Here is a 23,471-nt window from a genome sequence, read left to right on the forward strand (position 1 = left end):
TCCTCAGAGTCCGAGGATCAGCTTTGACATGATGTTGCGCTGGATCTCGTTCGAGCCGGCGTAGATCGTCACCTTGCGCATGTTGAGATAGCGCGCGGCGACGCCATCGGCGTAATCAGGGCCGATGCCGGGTTCATTCCGGCCTTCGACCAGCGCCGTGTAGGGCGCGGCGTAATAGCCGATCGCCTCGGCCGAGAGTTCACTGACCAGTTGTTGCAGCTCGGTGCCGCGCGTCTTCAGCATCGATGAGGCCGCACCGAGATTCTGGCCGCTCTTGGTGCCGCCCAGCACACGCAACTCCAGCATCTCCATGGCCATGATGCTCATCTCGGCCTCGGCCAGCTTGGCAGCGAAATCCGGATCGGCGGCCAGCGGGCGATCATAGGCGCGTTCGGCCTTTGCAATCTTTTTAAGATGCGACAGATGGCGCTTGAGATGACCGGAATAGGCATTGCCGCGCTCGAATTCGAGCAGGTATTTGGCGCAGGTCCAGCCCTGGTTCAGTTCGCCGACCAGGTTCTCCTTCGGCACCTTCACGTCGTCGAAGAAAACCTGGTTAACTTCCTGCATGCCCTCGCTGGCCTCGTCGATCGTGACGATCGGCGTGACGGTGACGCCCGGCGACTTCATGTCGATCAGCAGGAAGGAAATGCCTTCCTGCGGCTTCTTGGTCTGGGCCGTGCGCACCAGGCAGAAGATCATGTCGGCATGCTGGGCCTCCGAGGTCCAGATCTTGCTGCCATTGCAGAGGAAATGATCACCCTTGTCCTCGGCCTTCATCTGAAGGCTGGCAAGATCGGAGCCGGAGCCGGGCTCGGAATAACCCTGGCACCACCAGGTGTTGCTGGCCAGGATATCGGGCAGGTATTTCGTCTTCTGCGCCTCGGTGCCGAATTTCATGATCACCGGCGCCAGCATGCGCGGACCGAAGGGCACCGTGATCGGCGCGCCGGCCGAACTCATCTCCTGCTCGTAGATATAACGCTGGGTCGGCGTCCAGCCCGGGCCGCCGTATTCGACCGGCCAATTCGGCGCCAGCCAGCCCTTTTCGTTCAGGGCCTTCTGCCAGCGGATATGCAGATGCTTGGCGATATAGCCGGTGCGGGTACGCGCCATGGCCTGACGCATCTCGCTGTCGAAATTCTGATCGATGAACCGGCGGACCTCGTCGCGGAAAGCCAGTTCCTCGGCTGTGAAATTCAGATCCATTTCCTCGCCTCCGGACTTTCTGTTTGCGCCAATGTATAGCAGTCCGGCCCGGCCGCAAGATACGGTGGCCGACCTGCCCTAGCGTCAAGTTTGCCGGATGAAGCGAAAAATCCTCAGGCTGCCGCCAACTCGGCCAGGCGCAGGCAGCGTGCGCTGTGCTGCGGACCGACGGCGACGGAGCCCGGCGCCTCGGCCAGGCAGGCCGCGGCGCTGAACCTGCAGCGCGGCGCGAAAGCGCAGCCGGGCGGCAAAGCTGCCAGGTCGGGCGGCGCACCGGGAATGGCATCCAGCCGCGCGCCGGACATGGCATCATGGGCGCGTGAGGCCAGCAGGCCCTGGGTATAGGGATGGCGCGGATTGCGGATGATTTCGCGCACCGGCCCCGTCTCGACGATGCGGCCGGCATACATCACAGCGACCCGGTCGGCGACTTCCACCGCCACGCCGATGTCATGGGTAACAAGGATCACGGTAAGGCCCAGCTCACGCTGCAATTCGCGCAGCAGAAGGAGAATCTGGATTTGCACGGTGGCATCCAGCGCCGTGGTCGGTTCGTCGGCCAGCAGGATCTGCGGATTGCAGGCCAGCGCCAGGGCGATCATGGCGCGCTGGCGCATGCCGCCCGACATTTCATGGGGAAATGCCTGCAGCCGTCGCTCGGGTGACGGTATGCGCACCTTCTGCAGCAGGGCCAATGCCCGCGCCTGCGCCACGGCAAGCGTCGCTTTCTCATGCCGGCGGATCGCTTCCACGATCTGCGCCCCCACGGTATAGACCGGGTCGAGCGCCAGCAGCGGCTCCTGGAAGATCATCGAGGCGACCCTGCCGCGATAATCGGCCAGCGCACGACCTGAAAGCTTCAGCACATCCTGGCCGGCGGCAATCACACTGCCGTTCAGCCGGCTGCGATGCTTCGGATGCATGTTGAGCAGCGAGCGCAAGGTGACGCTCTTGCCCGAGCCGGACTCGCCCAGCAGGGCCACCACCTCGCCACGCTGCACCGAGAGGGTGACGCCATTCACCGCATGTACCGGCTTGCGCCCGCCGGTGAATGTAACCGTCAGGTCGCGGATATCGATCATCGGTGCGGCATCATTCATCACGCCACCTCCAGGGCCGGCATGGCGGCCGGATGACCGGAGCCCGGCTGGCGCATCAGGCAGGCGACCCGTTGACCCGATGCGGCGTCTTCCAGTGCCGGTTCGACCTGGCTGCAGACCGACGCCACCGAACCGCAGCGGGTATGGAAACGGCAGCCGGATGGCGGATTGATCGGGTTGGGCGGATCGCCATAGAGCGGCGCAGTTTCGGTGCGCGCGTCAGGATCCATCGCCGGCATCGAGGCCAGCAGAGCGGCGCTGTAGGGATGACTCGGCTGGGCGAAGACCTGCTGCGCCGAGCCGATCTCGGCCACCTTGCCCAGATACATCACCATCACGCGGTCGGCCATGAAACGGACCACGTTCAGGTCATGTGAGATGAAGATATAAGTGAGGCCAAAGGCTTCCTTGAGGTCGAGCAGCAGGTTCAGCACCTGGGCTTCGACCGATTTGTCGAGAGCCGAGACTGCCTCGTCGAGGATCACCAGCCGCGGCTCAAGCGCCAGGGCGCGGGCGATGTTGATGCGCTGACGCTGGCCGCCGGAAAGCTCATGCGGATAGCGGCCGGCGAAACGGGAGGGTTCCAGCCCCACCCGGGCCAGAAGGTCATGGGCCCGGCCCAATGCCTCGCGGCGCGGCACGCCATGGACGCGCGGGGCGAAAGCGATCGAATCCTCGATGGTCAGGCGCGGATTGAGCGAGGCGTAGCTGTCCTGAAACACCATCTGCACCTGCCGGCGATAATCCGGCAGCGGCAGATCATGGCCGACGCTTTCGCCATCAAACACGATTTCACCATGGTCCGGCGGGATCAGGTGCATCAGCAGACGGGCCGTGGTCGACTTGCCGCAGCCGGACTCGCCGACGATCCCCAGCGTCTCGCCCTTCAGCAGGTCGAAATCAACGCCATCGACGGCGCGTACCACGGTCTTGCTGCGCCCCAGCAGGCCCTTGTTCACAGGAAAATGCTTGATCAGGCGATTGACCGACAGCAGTGGCTGCCGTGGGCCGCCGCGGTCGCGCGGGTCATGCGGGACATCCTTCATGTCGGCCTCCTCATGTCCGTACGTCCATGGCCGTGCGCAAGCCATCGGAGAACAGGTTGAAGGATATCGAGGTGATGAAGATCATCACGCCCGGCAGGGCGGCCACCAGTGGGCTGACATAGATCGCGGTACGCAGGGTATTGAGCATCAGGCCCCATTCCGGCTCCGGTGGACGTACGCCGAGGCCGAGAAAACTCAGGCCCGAGGCCAGGATCATCGAGACCGAGATCAGGCTGGTGGCATAAACGAAGATCGGGCTCAGCACATTGCCCAGTACATGCACCCGCACGATGGTGAAGCCGTGGGCGCCGCTGGCCCGCGCGGCCTCGACATAATCGCGATTGCGAACCTGGGTGGTAACGCTTTCCGCCACGCGGGTAATCGGCGGAATGAACACGATGGTCAGAGAGACCAGCGCATTGGTCAGGCCCGCGCCCAGCGCGCCCGAAAGCGCCACGGCCAGCAGCACGGAGGGAAAGGCATAAAACACGTCAATGGTCCGCATGATGGCGGTATTGATGGCGCCACCGACATAGCCGGCGAAAATGCCCAAGGCCGAGCCGAGGGCGAAGGCCGCCAGAACCGGGGTGACGCCCATGAACAGCGACAGTCGGGCGCCATAGATCAGGCGGGACAGCATGTCACGGCCCAGTTCGTCGGCGCCGAGCGGATAACCCGGTGTGCCGATCGGCTTCAGCCGGCGCAGCATCGAGCCCTTGATCGGATCGCCCGGCGCCAGGTAAGGCGCAAAGACCGCCATCAGCACCAGGGCCACGATGATCGCCAGCGCCACCATGGCGACCGGGTCGCGGCTCAGGCGCCGCGCGACACCGCGCCAATAGCCCTCGGAGACCTGGATGGGTGTGATGGTCGCCCTGCTGTCCATTGCGCCAACGGCCATGGTTCAGCTCCGCTGGATGCGCGGATCGAGCGCCGTCTGCAGCACGTCGACCAGCAGGTTGAGCAGCACGAAGAACATCGCCAGCACCAGGATGGTGCCCTGCAGCAGCGGCAGGTCGCGCTGGAAGATCGCCGCGTTGAGCAGGAATCCGGTGCCCGGCCAGGAGAATACCGTCTCGATCAGGATCGAGCCCCCCAACAGATAACCGAGCTGCAACCCCATCACGGCCAGCGCGGTGGGTGCCGTGTTCTTCACCACATGACGGAAGATGCCGCGATCGGTCATGCCCTTGGCGGCCAGTGCCTGGATGAATTCCTGCGACAGGATTTCGGCCACCAGGGCACGGATGGTACGGGCGATCACGCCCATTGGGATCACCGACATGGTGATTGCCGGCAGGATCAGATGGCGGATATGGTCCCAGTTCCAGGCCCAGTCGGCCGAGCCGCCCGGCCCGGCGCCGGTCGCCGGCAGCCAGTTAAGTTGCACCGAAAAGATGATCACCAGCACCATGCCGAGCCAGTAATGCGGCACGCTGACACCGAGCACCGAGAGCGCCGAAGCCAGGCGGTCGACCGGCGAGCCGCGGTAATAGCCGGCGACAAAACCAAACAGGCAGCCGAAGAAGAAGCCGATGGCCGTTGCCACCGCCGAAAGGATCAAGGTGTTACTGACAGCGCGGGAAACCTCGGTCAGAACGGCACGGCCACTGGCGATCGAGGTGCCGAGATCACCAATCATCACCTTGCCAAGCCATATGACATATTGCACCGGCAGCGGCTTGTCGAAGCCGTAAGCGGCGCGCATTGCCGCCTGCTGCTCTGCACTGGCATCAATTGGCATCACAGCGGTCAGCGGATCGCCGGGCGTGATATGCACCAGCAGGAAGCAGACGACGCTGACGCCGAAAGCGACCGGCAGGACATACAGCAGCCGCTTGAGGGTATAAATCAGCATGGGCGGCCCGTCATGGTGATACAGGAGACTGTCGCGTCCGGCCCCGCAGACGGGGCCGGACGCCAAGCATCATTTCACCATCGTGATCGGCGAGAAGTCCTGGAACCAGTTCTGCGCCTGCACGAAGCCCTTGACCTTCTGGCTCATCGCCCGGGCATTGACGTCATGCGTCACCATCAGGAACAGCGCCTCGTCGACATACTTCTCGTGCACCTTCTGCAGCACCTTGTCCTGCGTTGCCGCATCGAAGGTGTTGCGGACCTGGTCGAACAGCTTGTCCATCTTCGGGTCGCAGTAATGCCCCCAGTTCGTGCCATTCGGCGCCACCAGATTGCATTGCAGGTGGCGGATGAAACCGGTGAATGGATCCTGGATGAAGTAGGTAAAGTTGATCGATGTGCCACCACGGGCGCTTTCGCTTTTCGCACCAGCGCGCCAGATGTTGATCAGCTGATTCCACTCCACCACTTCGAAGTCGATCTGGATGCCGATCTCGGCGAGGCTCTGCTGGACGAATTCGTTCATCGGCAGCGGCAGCATCTGGCCCGAGCCCGAGGGGGAAATCAGCGCCTTGGTCTTCAGCGGCTTGTCGGGGCCATAACCGGCCTCCTTCATCAGCTTCTTGGCTTCGGCCAGATCGTATTTCACCTTGAAGGTCGGATTGCCGAACCACTGGTTGCCCGGCGGCATGAAGCCCTCGGCCGGTATCATCAGCCCGCCGAGCAACTCCTTGAGCGCCATGCGGTCGATGGCCAGATTGGCCGCCTTGCGCACGCGCACGTCATTCCACGGCGAGCCTTCGGCGCGCGAGAGATGCCAGGTCCAGTTATGCGGATAGGCATTGGTGACGATCTGCAGGCCGGCCTGCTTCAGCGACGGCACCGCATCCGGCGCCGGCGCCTCGATCCAGTCGACCTGACCGGAGCGCAGGGCGGCGACGCGGGCATTCGGCTCGGGCAGCGGCAGCAGCACCATCTTGTCGAGCTTCGGCACACGGGCTTTGTCCCAGTATGCCGAATTCGGGCTCAGTTCGGCGCGTTCGCGCGGCACGAAAGCCGTCAGCTTCCACGGGCCGGTGCCCGACGGGGTCTTGGCGAAGGCATCCCAGCTCTTGCCGAGCTTTTCCCATTGCGCTGGCGACGACATCATCACCCAGGCAATCTGGTAGGGCAGCGTGGCATCCGGCGTCTTGGTGATGATCTCGACCGCATATTTGCCGGCCGTCTTGTAGCTGGCGACGGCGGGAATGCGCGATAGGCCCTGGGCCGACTGGCGTGGATCGAATTGCGGCGCATCCTTCTTCAGCAGCTTGTCCAGGTTCCAGACCACCGCATCCGCGGTGAATTCGCTGCCATCGTGGAATTTCACGCCTTCGCGCAGCTTGAAGGTCCATTTGGTCTTGTCGGCGGCATCGACGGCCCAGCTGGTCGCCAGGCCGGGCACCAGTACCGACGGCTTGTCGGACTTGCTCAGGTCCCAGTTGATCAGCGCGTCATAGACCGTATAGCCCATGAAGCGCATACCCTCGCCGCCCTGGTCGGTCTGCCCGGTGGTGAGCGGGATGTCGGACGCGGTCATGCCGATGCGCAAGGTGCCCTGAGCGAAAGCCGAACCGGCCGTCAGCACCGTGACAGCTGCAGCGGCAAGCAGGGATAACAGTTTGGGGAAGCTCGTCTTGGAGGCCATGGCTACATCCTGTTTTTGACGTTGCGGCAAGCAACGCAAACTCCGTGCCAGCGGCCAACAGGCTGATTCCACGTGCACAAATAAAAGAGGCAGGCGTTGATGCCTGCCTCAGTGCATTGTTGCCGAAGAAATGTGCAGCGTCAGACCGGAACCCGCTCATGCGCCGGCACCTTCATCTCGAAGGCGCCAGCCAGGCGATAAAGCAGGGCTTCGCCGAAAGGCCTGCCAATCAACTGGAAGCCGACGGGCAACCCGCCGCGCACGAAACCGGCCGGCACCGTCATGGCTGGCAGGCCGAGATAGTTGATCGGCCGGGTCAGGCGCGTGAGGGCTGCAATCGTCTTGCCGGCCTCGGGCCTGCCCGCCACGTCGGTCTCTTCAATGGTGGGAGCCGGCCGGTCGCCGACCGGGGCGAAAACCGCATCGGCGCCGTTCATGGCCTTGAGAAAACCCGTGATCGCGTCGCTGCGCCAGCGCTGGGCATCTATATAGTCGATGGCGCTTAATGCGAGGCCGTTCTCCAGCCGCGCCCGCACCTGATCGCTGTAGAGATTGGGCCGCGTGCGCAGCCAGTTGCCATGCAGGGCGGCCGCCTCGGCCGAAACGATGACATTGGCGGCCGCAGTAATGGCATCCATGTCCGGTGGGGTCATTTCGATAATCCTGACGCCGAATTTCGCGAACACGCCGAGCGCCTGCTCCAGCAGGGCCGCGCTGGGCTTGTTCAGCTTGTCCCAGAAATACCGCCGTGGCACCGCCAGCTTCAGGCCGCGCACGGCACCTGAGCGCGCCGCCCTGAGATAATCCTCCACCGGCGCCATACTGGCCGTTGGATCGCGCGGATCGGCGCCTGCCAGCAGGTTGAGCAACAGCGCGCTGTCTTCCACCCGCCGCGTCAGCGGGCCGACTGTATCGAGCGAATAGCTGAGCGGCATGCAGGCGGCCCGGCTGACCCGGCCCCAGGTCGGCTTCATCCCGACCAGGCCGCAGAAATGCGCCGGCTGGCGGATCGAGCCGCCAGTATCCGAACCAAGCGCGCCGAACACCAGCCGGGCCGCGACGGCCGCCGCGGAACCGCTGGACGAGCCGCCGGTGATGCGGTCGGTATTCCACGGATTGCGGGCATGGCCGTAATGATAATTGTGGCCGGTCGGGCCGAAGGCGAATTCGGCCATGTTAAGCCGGCCGAGATCCAGCGCACCGGCAGCATCCAGCCGCTGCAGGGCCGTCGCGGTCTCTGTCGCCTTCCAGTGCCGGCGGATCGCCGAGCCGCAGCTGGTTTCCCTGCCGGCACGGTAATACATGTCCTTGTGCGCCAGCGGTACGCCAGCCAGCGGACCACCCTTCACGCCACGCTTGCGGGCGCGGTCGGCGGCTTTCGCGGCCTTGATGGCTGCTTCGGCCTCCAGCCTGATGAAGGCGTTGAGGCGCGGCTGCCAGGCTTCGACGCGTGCCAGGCAGGCTTCGGTGAGCGCCTGCGCCGTCAGTTTACCCTGTGCCACGGCGCGGGCGGCCTCGACAAGGCCAAGGAGAGCGGGGTCCTGGCTCATGCGCGGGCCTTCTTTTTCTTCCTGTTCTTCAGCAGTTCAGCGACCGGCACCGGAAACAGGCCTGGTTCGCGCTCAAACGGCAGCTTGCGCGCCAGCGCGCGGAATCGCGTCACAGCCGGCCCCAGCGTGGCCGAAATGGTTTCCGGTCGCCCGGCACGCAGGGCGACACCGGCCTCGCCGAACATCGCCGCGACCAGCGGGGGCGGCAGAGCGACGGCGGCCTTGGCCGGCGAAGCCGGCTGCAGGGCAACGACCTTGGATTTATGCTTCATGGCGGCGGCTCGGCTCCCTTGCGTTCGGTGATCAGGCCATAATGCTGCGGCATGCGGTGAACTGCAAAGTTGAAAGTCGTGGTCTTGTAGCTGGCGCAGGCATCAAGGTCGCAGGCGGCCACCGCCAGCTCGTCACCATCGCCGCGCGTCGCTGCCACGGTCATGCCCGACGGCGCGATGATCTGGGTGCCGCCAATCATCGGCACATTTTCCTCGTCGCCGGCCTTGGCCACGCCCACCACCCAGCAGCCATTCTGGTAGGCGCCGGCCTGCATCACCAACTGGTTGTGGAACAGGGACAGGTTGTCATGATCGGGCGCCGGCGGGTTATGCACCGGCGTGTTGTAGCCGAGCAGGATCATTTCGGCACCCTGCAGCCCCATCACGCGATAGGTTTCCGGCCAGCGCCGATCATTGCAGATGCACATGCCAAGAATGCCGTCGAAAGCGCGCCACACTCTGAAACCGGTATCGCTGACATCGAAATAGCGTTTTTCCAGGTGCTGGAAGCGGCGCCAGGGTTCATGCTCGCGATGGCCGGGCAGGTGCACCTTGCGATACTTCCCTATTATCCGGCCGTCCCTGTCGACCAGGATCGAGGTGTTGAAGCGTGCCGGGCGGCCGTCCTGCTCGGTCAGTTCGGCATAACCGAGCGAAAATCCAAGCCGCAGCAGGCGGGCCTCGTCGAACAGCGGCTGCGTCTCCGGACCAGGCATCTCCCGTTCGAAGAAGCTGTCGATCTCGGCCTGGTCGGTCATGTACCAGCGCGGAAAGAAGGTGGTCAGCGCCAATTCGGGAAACACCACCAGATCGCAGCCCATGCGTTTGGCCTCGCGCAGATGCGCGATCAGGCGCTCGACCACCCGGGCGCGGCTGTCGCTGCGCGCGATCGGGCCAAGCTGCGCGGCGCCAACCGTGATGACACGAGCCATGTTCAGCCCCTCCCCTTCACATCCTCCGGACTGCGGCCAACGATCTGCCGGTACAACGCCGGATCGGTGGCGCCCTCGCTGCCGAACACCAAAATCCGCGACGCCGCATCCAGCCCCAGCGCTGCCGCCAATGCCGGATTTTCCGCCGCCGCCAATGCGCCCGCCAGCCCGGCCACGGCGGATTCGCCAGCCGCAATGGCCGGATCGCCTGCGGCCGGTGATGCCAAGCGCCGCATCAGCGCGGCTGCCTGCTCGTCGCTGATCGTCATGAAGGCATCGGCACCGGGATCGAGAATCTGCCACGCCAGCAGCGAGACCTCGCCACAGGCCAGGCCGGCCATAATGGTGTCCAGCGCGCCCTCGACCACCACCGGCCGACCGGCGCGGGCGCTGCGGAACAGGCAGTCGGCGCGATCCGGCTCGACCACCACGAAAACCGGCCGGGCTGCACCGAGCGTTTCCCACAGATAAGCCAGGATCGCCGCCGCCATGCCGCCGACGCCGCCCTGCACGAAAACATGCGTCGGCATATCGCCTGCCGGCCATTGCGCCAGCGCCTCGGCGGCCATCACCGAATAGCCCTGCATCACGTCGCGTGGCACATCCTGGTAACCGGGATAGGAGGTGTCCGAGATCACCAGCCAGCCATTGGCCGTGGCAGCCTGCTGTGCCTGCCGGACGCTGTCGTCGTAATTGCCGGCGGTGCGGACCACCTTCGCGCCATAGCCGGCAATGGCGGCTTCTCGGCCGGCGCTGACCGTGGCATGGATGTAGATCACGCAGGCGCAGCCGAACAGGGACGCGCCCCAGGCCACCGAACGGCCGTGATTGCCGTCGGTGGCGCAGATCACAGTCAGGCGGCTAGCCTCGTCGCGATAGCGACCGGCCCGCAGGTCGGCCACCGTCACGGCTTCCGGCGCGATGCCGCACGTGGCGGCAATGGTTTTCTGCAGCTGCCGCAGCACCGCATAGGCGCCACCCAGCGCCTTGAAACTGCCCAGGCCAAAACGGTCGCCCTCGTCCTTGTAGCGGATGGCTCCCAGTCCATGCCGCACGGCCAGTCCCCGCAGGTCATGCAGCGGCGTGACGGCAAAACCCGGCCACGCCGCGATCTCCCGCCGTGCCGCTTCATGTGCGGCCAGCGACTGGATGGCTTTCAGTGGCTCGGGATAGGGAATGTCATGCCGGCAACGCGGATTGGAATAAAGATCGGTCATGGGAGGCCAGAAAACTGGGCGGATGAGGATTCTGTTTCAAGCAAGTTGCCTGCCAACGGCGGGCCAACATGCTTTCGGCCATAAAAACGCCTGCCCGCCGCGACGCGCAAACGGAAAATGGGCAGCCGTTGTGCAGATGCCTTCAATCTGAGCGGACTTCGATCGCCCGGTCGAGCGGCACCAGTTCCTCATCGCCGGCATCGCCGCAGGCCCACATGACGATGGCGAAACGGCCCGGCCGGTCGAGCGCCGTCATCGGATGATGCCAGGTGCCAGGTGCATAAACGACGCCCTGGTCGGCAGTGGCAATAAAAGCCGTGGCTTGCCCCGTATCAGGCCGTCCATTGCCGTCGTCCGGGCAAACGGCGACGAGGTACCGCGCCACATCCAGCGGCATGAAACATTGCGATGAAAAGGCGTGCCGCTCGAATAGCCGCAGGGCCAGCGGCAGTTGCTGGTATGCAACCGTGGTCAGCGAAAAATCGAGCTTCGCGTCTGCGCGGCGATTTTCGATCATCTCGCCGCAATAAAGGCGCCCTTCCCCTTCCGGTGCCGCCACAACCCGGCCATAAGGCGCAAAGGCCTCAGCCGTCAACCCGCGCGGCGCCAGAATGAGCGCAGGCATCAGATATCCAGGTTCACCACGTTCAGCGCATTGCTCTGGATGAAGTCGCGGCGCGGCTCGACGACATCGCCCATCAGCGTCTCGAACACGTTGTCGGCATCCTCGGCATGGTCGACCTTGACCTGCAACAGGCTGCGCGCTTCCGGATCAAGCGTGGTTTCCCAGAGCTGATCCGGGTTCATCTCGCCCAGGCCTTTGTAACGCTGCATGGTGATCCCGCGCTTGCCGATGGCCTGCACCCGTTCCAGCAGGTCAAGCGGGCCCTGCACCGGATGGGCTTCGTCCTTGCGGCGCAACTCGGCCGGTCGCAGATAAGTGGCCTGCAACTCGGCAGCCATCTCGTTGAGCTTGCGCGCTTCCGCCGAGCGGAAGAGTTGACCATCGAGCAGATAGCTTTCCGTATAACCGCGCAGGCTGCGTTTGACGCTCATGGCGCCTTCGCCCGTTACTTCGCATATCCAGCCGCGCTCCAGGTCCGGGGTCAGCGCGTTCAGCCGCACCGCCAGCGCCTCGGCGGCCGGCCCGGCCTTGGCCGGATCGGCGACGATCTCGGGCCGCAGCATACCGAGAATGGCAGCCTGCTCGACGATCCATGGATTGTAGCGCTTGCCGATCGCCGTCAACAAAGCCTTCGCCATGCGGGCATGATCAAGCAGCATTTTCAGGTCAGGCCCGGCACGCTGGCTGTCGTCATGCAGGCGCAGCACGGCATTCTCGATGCCTTCATTGATTAGAAAATCCTCCAGCGCCGCCTCATCCTTCAGGTAGCGTTCGGACTGTCCGCGCTTCACCTTATAAAGCGGTGGCTGGGCGATATAGAGATGGCCCGCGTCAATCAGCGGCTTCATCTGGCGGAAGAAAAAGGTCAGCAGCAGAGTGCGGATATGGGCGCCGTCCACGTCGGCGTCGGTCATGATGATGATCTTGTGGTAGCGCAGCTTGGCCGGATCGAAATCGTCATGGCCAATACCAGTGCCCAAAGCCGTGATCAGCGTGCCGATTTCCTGCGACGACAGCATCTTGTCAAACCGCGCGCGCTCGACATTGAGGATCTTGCCGCGCAGCGGCAGAACCGCCTGAAAGGCGCGATTACGGCCCTGCTTGGCCGAGCCGCCCGCCGAATCACCCTCAACCAGGAAAAGCTCGGCCTTGGCCGGATCGCGTTCCTGGCAATCCGCCAGCTTGCCCGGCAGCGACGAGATATCCAGCGCGCCCTTGCGCCGAGTCAACTCACGCGCCTTGCGAGCCGCCTCGCGGGCCGCAGCTGCTTCCACCACCTTGCCGACGATCTGGCGGGCATCAGACGGATGCTCCTCGAACCAGCTGGTCAGCAATTCGTTGACCACGCTTTCCACCGCCGGACGCACTTCCGACGACACCAGCTTGTCCTTGGTCTGCGACGAGAATTTCGGATCCGGCACCTTCACCGACAGCACGCAGGTCAGGCCTTCGCGTGCATCGTCGCCGGTCAGCGACACCTTTTCCTTCTTGGCGATGCCGCTTTCATTGGCATAGCTGTTCACGCAGCGCGTCAGCGCGCCGCGGAAGCCGGCCAGATGCGTGCCGCCATCGCGCTGCGGGATGTTGTTGGTGAAGCACAGCATCGTCTCGTGGTAGCCATCGTTCCATTCCAGCGCCACTTCGATGCCGATGCCATCCCGCTCGCCGCGGATGGCGATCGGCGGCTTATGCAGCGGCTGCTTGTTGCGATCCAGATAGGCGACAAAAGCCTCGACGCCACCTTCATAGCGCAGTTCGGCGCGCTTGGGCTCGACGCCGCGCAGATCTTCCAGCACGATTTTGACGCCGTTGTTCAGGAACGCCAGCTCACGCAGGCGGTGTTCCAGCGTACCGTAATCGAATTCGGTCTTGGTGAAGGTTTCCGTCGACGGCAGGAACGTGACCTCGGTGCCGCGCTTGCCATCGGCAAGGCCGACCTCGGCCAGCGGCGCTTCGGCTTCGCCGTGGCGGAACCGCATGGCATAGGCCTTGCCGCCACGCCAGATTCGCAGGTCGAGTATCACCGACAGGGCATTCACCACCGAGACGCCGACGCCATGCAGGCCACCCGACACCTTGTAGGAATTCTGGTCGAATTTGCCGCCGGCATGCAGCTGGGTCATGATGACCTCCGCCGCCGAGACGCCTTCCTCCGGGTGGATATCGACCGGGATGCCGCGGCCGTTGTCGCGCACGGTGACCGAGCCATCGGGATTGAGGCCGACATAAACCTCATCGCAATAGCCGGCCAGCGCCTCGTCGATGGCGTTGTCGACCACTTCGTAAACCATGTGATGCAGGCCGGTGCCGTCATCGGTATCGCCGATATACATGCCAGGACGCTTGCGCACCGCGTCCAGTCCCTTCAGCACCTTGATGGCGGAGGAATCGTAGGTCTCGCCGTTTTCCCCGCCATTGCGGGGCGCCACTGCTTCGCTCATATCGTCGCTACCTCAACTGAAAGCGGCACGCGGCGTCACCACGCCATCGGCCACCATGAAAAACTCCGCCTGACCCGCAAGACCCGCGAACAGGTCGTCATCGGTACCGGTCAGCCATACCTGCCCACCCAGAGCAAGCAATTCCTCGTACAGCGCCGCCCGCCGCCGGGCGTCGAGATGCGCCGAAATCTCGTCCAGCAGCATCAGCGGTGCCATCTGCCGGCGGGCGCGGATCAGCCGCGCATTGGCCAGTGTGATGGCGATCAACAGCGCCTTCTGCTCGCCAGTGGAGCATTGCGCCGCCGGCTGATCCTTCTCCGCATGCCACACTGCCATGTCACTGCGATGCGGGCCTTCGGTGGCCGCGCCAGCCTCGCGGTCGATGCCACGCCGCTCGGCCAGCATGGTCCGGTATTTCTCTTCCGCCGCCAGCGCCGGCATGTCGGCCAGCCAGGCTTCGATCACGCCCTGCGCCGCCAGTCGCGCCTGCGGGAACGGCCCGGTGGCCAGCGCCATGCCGGCTTCGATCCGCCCCAGTCCGTCACGCCGCGCCGCCGCCACGGCAACGCCGTGTTCGGCCATCTGACTCTCCAGCGCCGCCAGCCAGGCCGAATCGGCACCACCGATCTTCAGCAGGCGGTTGCGTTCGCGCATCGCCCGCTCGAAGGCAGCGACCTGACGGGCATGGCCGCCATCGAGGCCGTAAACCAGCCGGTCCATGAACCGGCGCCGCGTCGACAAGCCCTCGACGAACAGGCGGTCCATCTGCGGTGTCAGCCAGACCACATCCAGATACTCGGCCAAACCATTGGCGCTGGCCGCCGGCTCGCCGTTGACCCGCACGATGCGGCGCTCGGCATTGTCCTCATCACCCGCCGCCTCGGCCAGACCGGTGCCGATGGAAACCGGACCGATCACGCTGGCCAGTTCGGCATGAGCCGCCCAGCAGCACCGTAAAGCCGGTTGGCCTGTGGTGCGGCTGACTTCCGACAGCCTGGCCCGGCGCAGACCGCGGCCAGGGCTAAAAAACGACAGCGCCTCCAGGATATTGGTCTTGCCGGCGCCATTCGGGCCAGTCAGCACCACCGGCTGGCCGCTCAAACGCAGATGCAGCTCGGCGTAATTGCGGAAATCGCGCAGGCTGAGCGAGAGAACGGCTGTGCCGCCCGCTGTCGCACCTTCGTACGGCCTTTCCGCAACCAGAGCTGCGCTACGCACCAAACTCAGACTCGCATCGGCATCAGCACATACAGCGCGCCATCGTCGCTGGGATCGCGGACGACAGTCGGAGCCAGTGCATCGGCCAACAGGAAACGGGCATTCTCGCCCTCGATCTGACTGGCGATATCCAGCAGATAGCGCGAGTTATAGCCGATCTCGATCGGCTTGGAACTGTAGGCCGCAGTAAGCTGCTCGGAGGCCGAGCCCTGGTCAGGGCTCGTGGCCGACAGCTCGATGCCGTCGGGCTTGAGCGACAGCTTCACGGCGCGGCTCTTCTCGGTCGAGATGGTGGCGACACGATCAACGGCGGCGGCAAAGGCCTTGCTGTCGACTTCCATCACCTTGTCGTTGTCGCGCGGAATCACCCGCTCATATTCCGGGAAGGCACCGTCGATCAGCTTGGACACCAGCACCAGATCGCCGAAGGCGAAGCGGATCTTGGTGTCGCTCAGCTCGATCTTGGCTTCTGCCGCGCCGCCTTCCAGCAGCTTGCGCAACTCATTCACCGTCTTGCGCGGCACGATCACGCCCGGCATGCCGGCGGCACCGGCAGGCAGCGGCGCCTCAACGCGCGCCAGACGGTGGCCATCGGTGGCAACGGCACGCAGCATCGGCACGCCGGCGCTGGAGGCCGCATGCACGTATATGCCGTTCAGGTAGTAGCGGGTCTCTTCGGTAGAGATGGCGAAGCGCGTCTTGTCGATCAGGCGGCGCAGCTGTTCGGCTGGCAGCATGAAGCTGTGCGGCAGGTCGCCGGCGGCCATCACCGGGAAGTCGTCTTTCGGCAGGCAACTCAGCTTGAAGCTTGAACGGCCGGCACGCAGATCAAGGCGTTGCTCGGCCGGGGTGTAGGTCAGCTCGACCTCCGCCCCTTCGGGCAGCTTGCGCACAATATCGTAGAAGGTATGGGCCGGCACCGTGGTGGCGCCGGGCTGCGCCACCTTGGCGGGCAGCTTCTCGACCACGGCGATATCGAGGTCGGTGGCGGTGAGCGCCAGGCGGTCGCCCTCGGCTTCCAGCAGCACATTCGACAGGATCGGGATCGTGTTGCGGCGCTCGACCACGCTCTGGACGTGGCTCAGGGCAGTGAGCAGGACGGCACGCTCGATAGTGAGTTTCATGGCTGGAAACCGGTGATGTTTTTTGTTGGTTTCGGCAGGGTTTTGCCGAATCCAAAGAATATACCAAACCCCCCTTTTGTACGCGAGGGATTTGGCCCGGTTCAGCGCTGTTTTTGCAGATGCGAAGAGGCCGCCTTGCGGCGGCCTTGATGCTATATTAAACTACTGAACTACATAGATATTTTTTCTAGATCAGCTTTCCAGTTTGCGGCGCAGCAAATCGATGTCTTCCGCGAACGCGGCGTCGATCTCGCGCAGCTCCTCGATCTTGCGCACGGCATGCATCACCGTGGTGTGGTCGCGACCGCCGAATTTGCGCCCGATTTCGGGCAGCGACCGCGAGGTGAGCTGCTTGGCCAGATACATCGCCACCTGGCGCGGGCGGGCCACGGCACGAGCCCGGCGGGGGCTGTGCATGTCGGCGAAGCGGATCGAGTAATGCTCGGCGACGCGCTTCTGGATTTCCTCGATCGTGACCTTGCGGTCGTTGGCGCGCAGCAGATCCTGCAGCACTTCCTGCGCCGAGGTGACGGTGACCGGCTTGCCGACCAGGCTGGCATAGGCCGAAATCCGGTTCAGCGCGCCTTCCAGCTCGCGCACATTCGACGTGATGCGGCGGGCGAGGAATTCCAGCACGTCCTGCGGAATGTTGGTCAGGCCATTCTTTTCGGCCTTGGCCTGCAGGATGGAGAGGCGCAACTCGAAATCGGTCGGATGGATGTCCGCAACAAGCCCCCAGCCCAGGCGCGAACGCATGCGTTCCTCGATGCCTTCCAGATCCGACGGCGAGCGGTCGCCCGAGACGATGATCTGGCGGTTCTGGTCGCACAGCGCATTAAAGGTGTGGAAGAATTCTTCCTGGGTGCTTTCCTTGCCGGCGATGAACTGGATGTCGTCGATCATCAGCACGTCAACCGAGCGGAACTGCTCCTTGAACGCCATCGTGTCCTTGAAGCGCAGCGCACGGATGAACTGGTACATGAACTTCTCGGCCGACAGGTAGACCACCCGGCGTTCGGGGAAGCGCTGGCGGATATGCCAGCCGATGGCATGCATCAGGTGGGTTTTACCCAGGCCCACGCCGCCATAAAGGAAAAGCGGGTTGTAGGTGACCGTCGGGCTCTCGGCGACGCGCAGGGCCGCGGCGCGGGCCAATTCGTTCGACTTGCCGGTGATGAAGCTGTCGAAAGTGAAACGGGGATCGAGTGGCGCCGACAATTCGCGCTCGATATCGTCCATGTCGCGGACCTGCAAGATCGGCAGGGTGGACGGGGCGCGCGTCACGGTCGGCCGCACGATCGGCGCCGTGGCCGGCAGGTCGCTGGCGGCCAGTGGCTTGCTCTGCGGCTGGGTGGCGCCGGTCGGACGGACGTGAATCACGACGCGACGGACAGCGGCGTTTTCCAGCCGCCAGATTTCACGCAGGCGCTCGCTGTAATGATTGGCGACCCAGTCGCGCATGAAGCGCGTCGGCACCGCCAGATGCACGTCGCCATCCTCGGCCAGGCCTTCATCAGCCAGGGCCAGAGGTTTCAGCCAGGAATTGAAGGCGGCGTCACCGAACGAGACGCGCAGGCGGGAGCGGACACGCTGCCACTGCACATCCAGCGGCTCGCTAGCGGCGGCAACGCGGGTCGCATCGAGCGCGGTTTCGTCAGGCACGGAGACAGATTGCGGCTGTGGATGGGATGACTTCGCCATGACTGACCTCAGCTCTGAATCCAGCCGAGACCAGCAGCCTTCCAGCCGCCCAATCGTCCGCGGTGCTTTTCGGCATCGAGATCGCCCTCGAAACCGCCGGCAACATTATAGCAAGGCGAGAACCCTGCTTCCGTCATGGCCTTGGCCGCCGCCCGCGACCGCGCACCGGAGCGGCAAAGAAAAAACAGCGCCTGGCCGGGCTGGATGCCCTGGGCACGCAATTCATCGGCAAACCGCGGATTGACACTCATTTCAGGATACACTTGCCAGGATACGAACAGGACGCGCTTGCCAAGCTTGCCGAGATCCGGCGCGCCGACGAAGCTCCATTCCGGTTGGGTTCGGACGTCGATCAGTTGGGCGTCAGGATTGCTCGCAAGCTGGTTCCAGGCTTCGGTAGTCGTGACATCACCTGCATAGTCCGCGTCCCCCGCCATCACCGAAGCCAACATCCCCAACCTCGCGCCACGTTTATTGTTTAAAAAATCTATCTTGTCCGTCACGCGTGCCGCCCGCTACTCGAAGGTCGTCCGCCTTATATCGCGGAGCGCTTTCCTGCGCTTCACGAGGCATCTTCATTCCCCTTCGTCGCGCGGCTGCAGGGGCATTAAAGGGAAATAGCAGGGGCCACGCAAGCGGACAGATGAAGACTCCCCGAAAAAAATTTTTCCTTGTTGCAGAATTGGAACTTGCTGCGGCGTTTTGACGTAATGGGCGTATAGCGCACGGACTAATCGCCTTGATGAAAACGTCCGCGAACGCGGCAAGTCAGCGATGAAGCCCTTCGCAGTCGCATAAAAAAACATCGCCCCCCTGTCACCAGGCGGGCGATGTTTTGAACCGATACCGGCTGCAGCCGCGCGAGACCCGCGCGGCGGCAGATCAAGCCATAGCTTTGACGCGGGCGTTCAGACGCGACAGCTTGCGCGAAGCGGTGCGATCCTTCACCACACCCTTGCCAACGCCCTTGTCGAGCGCCGGCTGCGCTACCTTCAGGGCTGCGGACGCAGCGGCCTTGTCGCCGCTGGCGATCGCGGTTTCCAGATTTTTGACGGCGGTGCGAACCTTGGTGCGCCGGGCGCGGTTGACCGCCGTGCGCTTCTTGGTCTGGCGGGCGCGCTTCTCCGCGGACTTGTGCTGAGCCATAGCTTGAGATTTCCGATAGTTGATACTGCCTTGCGGCATAAATCGAGGCGGGGGTTATAGCCCCGCCCCCGGCAGGCGTCAACCCCGCAGAAAGTCTCTATTCGGGCTGGTTTTTCCAGCCCATCCGGCGGCCCGACCTGCCCCCGGTCGGCTTGCCGAGCAAGGATTCGACCGGGCATAGTGCAGCCATGCCAGACATCATCTTGATTGCACGAGCCGTCTATTTGTTCGGCAGCATCGCCGGCCTTGCCCTGGTCAGCCGCAGTCCACTGCCAGCCGCCCTGTTTTGGGGCGCTGGCGCTGTTCTCTATCTGGGGGTAGCCGGCAGCGAATTCGCCGCGGCCATGCGCTGGTCGGCCTTCACCGGGCTGGAGAGCGACCTGCGATACCTGGCTTCCGGCCTCGGTCTGGTCGGCCTGGCGCTGGGGGCCGTGTTCAGCCTGATCGTGCCACCGGGCAGCAAGCGCCTGACTCTGTTCACCGGCATTGGCCTGGCGATCCTGATTGCCGTTGGGGCAGACCGGCTGCCAATAGGAATATTGCCCCTGCCCATGATCGTTCTGGGCGTGCTGCTGCTGGCCGCCCTGATCGGCCTGCGCCATCGGCCGGTCCCGGCCCGCTGGTTGCTGCTGGCCACCCTGGCCATGGCGATGGCTGAACTCGCGCGCTACCGCTATCTGGGCTTTCTGCCCGTCCCACCGCTCGCCCTGGCGAAAATCTGCCTGGGCATGGCTCTGCTCGGTTTTGGAATCACCGCCTACCGGGCGCGCTGACCGGCCTGCCGCCCCTGAGAGTCGACCTGGGCAATCGACTTGGCTGATCAATCCGGCTTGTCGGAATTTATTTTAAATATAAAATATCTCCCGAACGATCTTCGGTGGCCCCATACCGGCCGTGCCGCCAATCTGACGGGGGAAGCCCATGCGCGTCACTATCATCGGCGGTGGACCGGCGGGTCTTTATCTCGCCTTGCTCATGAAAAAGGCGGACAACCGCCACGAGATCACCATCTACGAACGCAACCAGCCGGACGATACGTTCGGCTTCGGCGTGGTCTTTTCCGACGAGACGCTGAACCAGTTCCTGGCCGAGGATGCCGGCACCTACGAGGCTATCCGTCAGAATTTTGCCTACTGGACCGAAATCGACGTGGTCGCCGGTGGCGAGACCATCCGCTCGGGTGGCCATGGCTTCTGCGGCCTGTCGCGCAAACGGTTGCTGCAGATCCTGCAGTCCCGCTGCGCGATGGAAGGCATCCGGCTGGAATTCGGCGCCGAGCAACATGATTTCGAGGCCCTGCGCCGCAACTGCGACCTGCTGATCGGCGCCGATGGCATCAACAGCCAGGTGCGCGAGACCTGGAAGGCGGAGTTTCGCCCCGGCATGGACTGGCGACGCAACAAGTTCGTCTGGCTTGGCACGACGCTGCCGCTCGACACCTTCACCTTCATCTTTGAGGCCAGCCAGCACGGCCTGTTCCAGGTGCATGCCTATCGCTTCGAGGAAGGGCTTTCGACCTTCATCGTCGAAACCACGGAAGAAACCTGGCGCCGCGCCGGCCTGGACCAGGCCAGCGAAGAAGACACCATCGCCTATTGCGAAGCCCTGTTCGCCAAACACCTCAAGGGCCACCGGCTGCTCAGCAACCGCTCGATCTGGCGCACCTTCCCCACCATCAAATGCGAGCACTGGGTCCATGACAACGTCGTGATCATCGGCGACGCGGTGCATACGGCGCATTTCTCGATCGGCTCGGGCACCAAGCTGGCGATGGAAGATGCGATCGCGCTGAACCGCGCCCTGCATGCCGGCCATGCCGACCTGCCGACGGCCCTGAAGGCCTTCGAGGATGCCCGCCTGACCGAGGTCTCGATCCTGCAGCATGCCGCCCAGGTCTCGCTGGAATGGTTTGAACAGACCGAACGCTATCGCGGCTTCGAGCCGATCCAGCTGGCGCTCAGCCTGCTGTCGCGTTCCAAGCGCGTCACCTATGACAACCTGCGCCTGCGCGATCCCGGCTTCATCGCCCAGATCGACCGCTGGTTCGCCGAGAAGGCCGCGCGTGAGGCGGGAACCTCCCTGCCTGCCGGCACCAATCCGCCGCCGCCGATGTTCACGCCGTTTCGCCTGCGCGGCATGACATTGGAAAACCGCGTGGTGGTCTCGCCGATGTGCCAATACTCGGCCACCGATGGCCTGCCCAATGACTGGACCCTGGTGCACCTGGGCAGCCGCGCCATCGGCGGCGCGGGCCTGATCCTGACCGAGATGACCGATATCGCGCCCGAGGCCCGTATCACGCCTGGCTGCACCGGGCTGTGGAATACCGATCAGGCCCGGGCCTGGCGCCGCATCACCGATTTCGTTCACGGTCACAGCCGGGCCAGGATCGGCATCCAGCTGGCCCATGCCGGCCGCAAGGGCGCCACCTGCCTGCCCTGGACCGGCGGCTACGACCAGCCGCTGCCGCCGGAACAGGCCTGGCCGATCCTGTCGGCCTCGGCGATCCCCTATCTGCCCGACGGGCCGGCGCCGAAGGCCATGACCCGCACCGACATGGATCGCGTACGCGACGATTTCGTGCAATCGACGAAGCTTGCCATCGAAGCTGGCTTCGACCTGGTCGAACTGCACATGGCGCATGGCTATCTGCTGTCGAATTTCATTTCCCCGCTCAGCAACACGCGCGCGGATGAGTATGGCGGCAGCCTGGAAAACCGCATGCGCTTCCCGCTGGAGGTATTCGACGCCATGCGCGCCGTCTGGCCGCAGGACAAGCCGATGTCGGTGCGCATCTCGGCCGTCGACTGGGTGCCCGAACGCGGCCTGAGCGTCGAGGATTCAGTCGCCATCGCCAAAATGCTGAAAGCCCATGGCTGCGACCTGGTCGATGTATCGGCCGGCCAGACCTCGACGGAAGCCCGGCCGCAATATGGCCGCATGTTCCAGACGCCGTTCTCGGATGCAATCCGCCAGGAAGCCGGCATCGCCACCATTGCTGTCGGCGCCATCACCACGGCCGACCAGGTCAACACCATCGTCGCCTCGGGCCGCGCCGATCTCTGCGCCCTGGCCCGGCCGCATCTGGCCGACCCATATTTCACCCTGCATGCGGCCGCCGATTACGATTGGCGCGGCGCAGCATGGCCGGCGCAGTACGAGGCCGGGCGGGACCAATGGTACCAATTGCGCACCCGCGAACGCGAAGAAGCCAAACTGCAAAGCGGGGCGGCTGATGCCTTCGCCAAACAGCGTGCCAGACGCGACGAAGCCTGAGCGCAAACTCTGTCGCATGCGGATGGCTCTGGTGTAGGCTCCCCCGAGCACAACAGAGTCCAGGAAGATTCCGATGCGTGATCTGCAATTGCCCGGCCGTTCGGTGGTCATGGGCCGTAACGGCGCCGCCGCCACCTCCCATGCTCTGGCGACGCAGACCGCAATCGAGATTCTGCGACGCGGCGGCAATGCGACCGATGCCGCAATCGCTGCCTGCGCCGTGCAATGCGTGGTCGAGCCGGGTTCGACCGGCATCGGCGGCGACAATTTCGTGCTCTATGCGCCGGCCGGCACCGACCTGCGCGCCGGCAGCAAGGTTTATGGCCTGAACGGTTCCGGACGGGCGCCCAAGGGCCTGAGCGCCGATCATCTGCTGAAGCAGGGCATCAGGGAAATCGGGCTGACCTCGGTGCATGCCGTCACCATCCCCGGCGCCGTTGATGCTTGGAGCAAGCTGAATGCCCGATTCGGCAGCATGCCGCTGGCCGATCTGCTGCAGCCCGCCATCCGCCATGCCGAAGACGGCTTCCCGATCACCGAGCGCGTCGCCACCGACTGGGGCCGCAACGAGGCAAAGCTGAAGGCCGATGCCAATACTGCGCACATGTGGCTGAAGGATGGCCGTTCGCCCAAAGCCGGCGACGTGTTCCGCCAGCCCGAGCATGCCAAGGTCTTCCGCGAGATCGCCGCCAAGGGCCGAGACGGCTTCTATGCCGGCTGGGTCGCCGAGGACATGGTAGACTACCTGCGCAGCCTCGGCGGCACCCATGTGCTGGAGGATTTCGCCACCCAGGAGGCTTTCTGGGTCGAACCGATCAGCACCAGCTATCGCGGCATTGAGCTGCTTGAGATTCCGCCCAATGGCGTGGGCATCACCACCCTGCTGATGCTCAATATCCTGAGCGGCTTCGACTTGAGCAAATACGATCCGGTCGGCATCGAACGGTTCCATATCGAAGCGGAAGCCACGCGGCTGGCCTTCCAGGCACGCGATGCCTATGTGGCCGATCCCGCGTTCGCCGACGTGCCCGTCGAGAAAATCCTGTCCGCCGGTTTCGCCGACGACCTGC

General features: G+C 64.2%; 20 protein-coding genes. 3 read left to right on the top strand and 17 right to left on the bottom strand.

Going from position 1 to position 23,471, the window contains the following annotated elements; all coding sequences use genetic code 11:
- Positions 1-3: 3 nt before the first annotated feature.
- From Q1J79_RS05425 to rpsT, 17 genes are all read right to left on the bottom strand, one after another.
- Entirely contained in the window at positions 4-1,209 is a 1,206-nt protein-coding gene (locus Q1J79_RS05425) for an acyl-CoA dehydrogenase family protein (protein ID WP_300297553.1), read from the bottom strand.
- A 113-nt stretch (positions 1,210-1,322) separates the two neighbouring features.
- Positions 1,323-2,309: an ABC transporter ATP-binding protein gene (locus tag Q1J79_RS05430; RefSeq protein WP_300297555.1), complete on the bottom strand. Its 987-nt coding sequence runs from the start codon at positions 2,307-2,309 to the stop codon at positions 1,323-1,325.
- Entirely contained in the window at positions 2,309-3,355 is a 1,047-nt protein-coding gene (locus Q1J79_RS05435) for an ABC transporter ATP-binding protein (protein ID WP_300297558.1), read from the bottom strand. The genes Q1J79_RS05430 and Q1J79_RS05435 overlap by 1 nt, the downstream gene beginning before the upstream one ends.
- 10 nt (positions 3,356-3,365) lie before the next feature.
- Positions 3,366-4,256, bottom strand: a complete 891-nt coding sequence (locus tag Q1J79_RS05440) for an ABC transporter permease (protein ID WP_300297561.1) — start codon at positions 4,254-4,256, stop codon at positions 3,366-3,368.
- A 3-nt stretch (positions 4,257-4,259) separates the two neighbouring features.
- A complete protein-coding gene (locus tag Q1J79_RS05445; RefSeq protein ID WP_300297563.1) occupies positions 4,260-5,213 on the bottom strand; it encodes an ABC transporter permease in 954 nt (317 codons plus the stop codon).
- Between the two features lie 69 nt (positions 5,214-5,282).
- A complete protein-coding gene (locus Q1J79_RS05450) occupies positions 5,283-6,899 on the bottom strand; it encodes an ABC transporter substrate-binding protein (RefSeq protein ID WP_300297565.1) in 1,617 nt (538 codons plus the stop codon).
- Between the two features lie 140 nt (positions 6,900-7,039).
- A complete protein-coding gene (locus Q1J79_RS05455) occupies positions 7,040-8,449 on the bottom strand; it encodes an amidase (RefSeq protein WP_300297568.1) in 1,410 nt (469 codons plus the stop codon).
- Positions 8,446-8,721, bottom strand: coding sequence for a hypothetical protein (locus Q1J79_RS05460; protein ID WP_300297570.1), 276 nt, complete (start codon positions 8,719-8,721; stop codon positions 8,446-8,448). Before Q1J79_RS05460 ends, Q1J79_RS05455 begins: the two co-directional genes overlap by 4 nt.
- Entirely contained in the window at positions 8,718-9,653 is a 936-nt protein-coding gene (locus tag Q1J79_RS05465) for an N-carbamoyl-D-amino-acid hydrolase (RefSeq protein ID WP_300297572.1), read from the bottom strand. The genes Q1J79_RS05460 and Q1J79_RS05465 overlap by 4 nt, the downstream gene beginning before the upstream one ends.
- Before the next feature lie 2 nt (positions 9,654-9,655).
- Positions 9,656-10,870: a diaminopropionate ammonia-lyase gene (locus Q1J79_RS05470; protein ID WP_300297575.1), complete on the bottom strand. Its 1,215-nt coding sequence runs from the start codon at positions 10,868-10,870 to the stop codon at positions 9,656-9,658.
- A gap of 142 nt (positions 10,871-11,012) precedes the next feature.
- A complete protein-coding gene (locus Q1J79_RS05475) occupies positions 11,013-11,495 on the bottom strand; it encodes an ureidoglycolate lyase (protein WP_367182960.1) in 483 nt (160 codons plus the stop codon).
- Positions 11,495-13,936, bottom strand: a complete 2,442-nt coding sequence (gene gyrB / locus Q1J79_RS05480; RefSeq protein ID WP_300297582.1) for a DNA topoisomerase (ATP-hydrolyzing) subunit B — start codon at positions 13,934-13,936, stop codon at positions 11,495-11,497. Before gyrB ends, Q1J79_RS05475 begins: the two co-directional genes overlap by 1 nt.
- A gap of 12 nt (positions 13,937-13,948) precedes the next feature.
- Complete coding sequence (gene recF / locus Q1J79_RS05485; protein WP_300297585.1) at positions 13,949-15,154, bottom strand: DNA replication/repair protein RecF; 1,206 nt, start codon at positions 15,152-15,154, stop codon at positions 13,949-13,951.
- Positions 15,155-15,159: 5 nt separating this feature from the next.
- A complete protein-coding gene (gene dnaN, locus Q1J79_RS05490) occupies positions 15,160-16,278 on the bottom strand; it encodes a DNA polymerase III subunit beta (protein ID WP_300297588.1) in 1,119 nt (372 codons plus the stop codon).
- A 192-nt stretch (positions 16,279-16,470) separates the two neighbouring features.
- Positions 16,471-17,979, bottom strand: a complete 1,509-nt coding sequence (gene dnaA, locus Q1J79_RS05495; RefSeq protein ID WP_300297590.1) for a chromosomal replication initiator protein DnaA — start codon at positions 17,977-17,979, stop codon at positions 16,471-16,473.
- An 8-nt stretch (positions 17,980-17,987) separates the two neighbouring features.
- Positions 17,988-18,482 carry a rhodanese-like domain-containing protein gene (locus Q1J79_RS05500; RefSeq protein WP_367182961.1) on the bottom strand — a complete coding sequence of 165 codons (495 nt, stop codon included), beginning with the start codon at positions 18,480-18,482 and terminating at the stop codon, positions 17,988-17,990.
- Between the two features lie 379 nt (positions 18,483-18,861).
- Entirely contained in the window at positions 18,862-19,125 is a 264-nt protein-coding gene (rpsT, locus tag Q1J79_RS05505; RefSeq protein ID WP_300297593.1) for a 30S ribosomal protein S20, read from the bottom strand.
- Positions 19,126-19,313: 188 nt separating this feature from the next.
- Between rpsT and Q1J79_RS05510 the strand changes: the two genes are divergently transcribed.
- The 3 genes from Q1J79_RS05510 to Q1J79_RS05520 all read left to right on the top strand — a co-directional run.
- On the top strand, positions 19,314-19,898 hold the full coding sequence (locus tag Q1J79_RS05510) for a hypothetical protein (protein WP_300297596.1): 585 nt from the start codon (positions 19,314-19,316) through the stop codon (positions 19,896-19,898).
- Between the two features lie 148 nt (positions 19,899-20,046).
- Complete coding sequence (locus tag Q1J79_RS05515) at positions 20,047-22,401, top strand: bifunctional salicylyl-CoA 5-hydroxylase/oxidoreductase (RefSeq protein WP_300297599.1); 2,355 nt, start codon at positions 20,047-20,049, stop codon at positions 22,399-22,401.
- Between the two features lie 73 nt (positions 22,402-22,474).
- A partial coding sequence (locus tag Q1J79_RS05520; RefSeq protein ID WP_300297602.1) for a gamma-glutamyltransferase family protein occupies positions 22,475-23,471 on the top strand: 997 nt, incomplete at its 3' end.

Source organism: Ferrovibrio sp. (assembly GCF_029255545.1).
Taxonomy (GTDB): Bacteria; Pseudomonadota; Alphaproteobacteria; order Ferrovibrionales; family Ferrovibrionaceae; genus Ferrovibrio.

What these genes read in the sequence shown, in the direction of transcription:
- Q1J79_RS05425 (WP_300297553.1), bottom strand. Translation starts at nt 1,209, where the DNA reads ATGGATCTGAATTTCACAGCCGAGGAACTGGCTTTCCGCGACGAGGTC.
- Q1J79_RS05430 (WP_300297555.1), bottom strand. Translation starts at nt 2,309, where the DNA reads ATGAATGATGCCGCACCGATGATCGATATCCGCGACCTGACGGTTACA.
- Q1J79_RS05435 (WP_300297558.1), bottom strand. Translation starts at nt 3,355, where the DNA reads ATGAAGGATGTCCCGCATGACCCGCGCGACCGCGGCGGCCCACGGCAG.
- Q1J79_RS05440 (WP_300297561.1), bottom strand. Translation starts at nt 4,256, where the DNA reads ATGGCCGTTGGCGCAATGGACAGCAGGGCGACCATCACACCCATCCAG.
- Q1J79_RS05445 (WP_300297563.1), bottom strand. Translation starts at nt 5,213, where the DNA reads ATGCTGATTTATACCCTCAAGCGGCTGCTGTATGTCCTGCCGGTCGCT.
- Q1J79_RS05450 (WP_300297565.1), bottom strand. Translation starts at nt 6,899, where the DNA reads ATGGCCTCCAAGACGAGCTTCCCCAAACTGTTATCCCTGCTTGCCGCT.
- Q1J79_RS05455 (WP_300297568.1), bottom strand. Translation starts at nt 8,449, where the DNA reads ATGAGCCAGGACCCCGCTCTCCTTGGCCTTGTCGAGGCCGCCCGCGCC.
- Q1J79_RS05460 (WP_300297570.1), bottom strand. Translation starts at nt 8,721, where the DNA reads ATGAAGCATAAATCCAAGGTCGTTGCCCTGCAGCCGGCTTCGCCGGCC.
- Q1J79_RS05465 (WP_300297572.1), bottom strand. Translation starts at nt 9,653, where the DNA reads ATGGCTCGTGTCATCACGGTTGGCGCCGCGCAGCTTGGCCCGATCGCG.
- Q1J79_RS05470 (WP_300297575.1), bottom strand. Translation starts at nt 10,870, where the DNA reads ATGACCGATCTTTATTCCAATCCGCGTTGCCGGCATGACATTCCCTAT.
- Q1J79_RS05475 (WP_367182960.1), bottom strand. Translation starts at nt 11,495, where the DNA reads ATGCCTGCGCTCATTCTGGCGCCGCGCGGGTTGACGGCTGAGGCCTTT.
- gyrB (WP_300297582.1), bottom strand. Translation starts at nt 13,936, where the DNA reads ATGAGCGAAGCAGTGGCGCCCCGCAATGGCGGGGAAAACGGCGAGACC.
- dnaN (WP_300297588.1), bottom strand. Translation starts at nt 16,278, where the DNA reads ATGAAACTCACTATCGAGCGTGCCGTCCTGCTCACTGCCCTGAGCCAC.
- dnaA (WP_300297590.1), bottom strand. Translation starts at nt 17,979, where the DNA reads ATGGCGAAGTCATCCCATCCACAGCCGCAATCTGTCTCCGTGCCTGAC.
- rpsT (WP_300297593.1), bottom strand. Translation starts at nt 19,125, where the DNA reads ATGGCTCAGCACAAGTCCGCGGAGAAGCGCGCCCGCCAGACCAAGAAG.
- Q1J79_RS05510 (WP_300297596.1), top strand. Translation starts at nt 19,314, where the DNA reads ATGCCAGACATCATCTTGATTGCACGAGCCGTCTATTTGTTCGGCAGC.
- Q1J79_RS05515 (WP_300297599.1), top strand. Translation starts at nt 20,047, where the DNA reads ATGCGCGTCACTATCATCGGCGGTGGACCGGCGGGTCTTTATCTCGCC.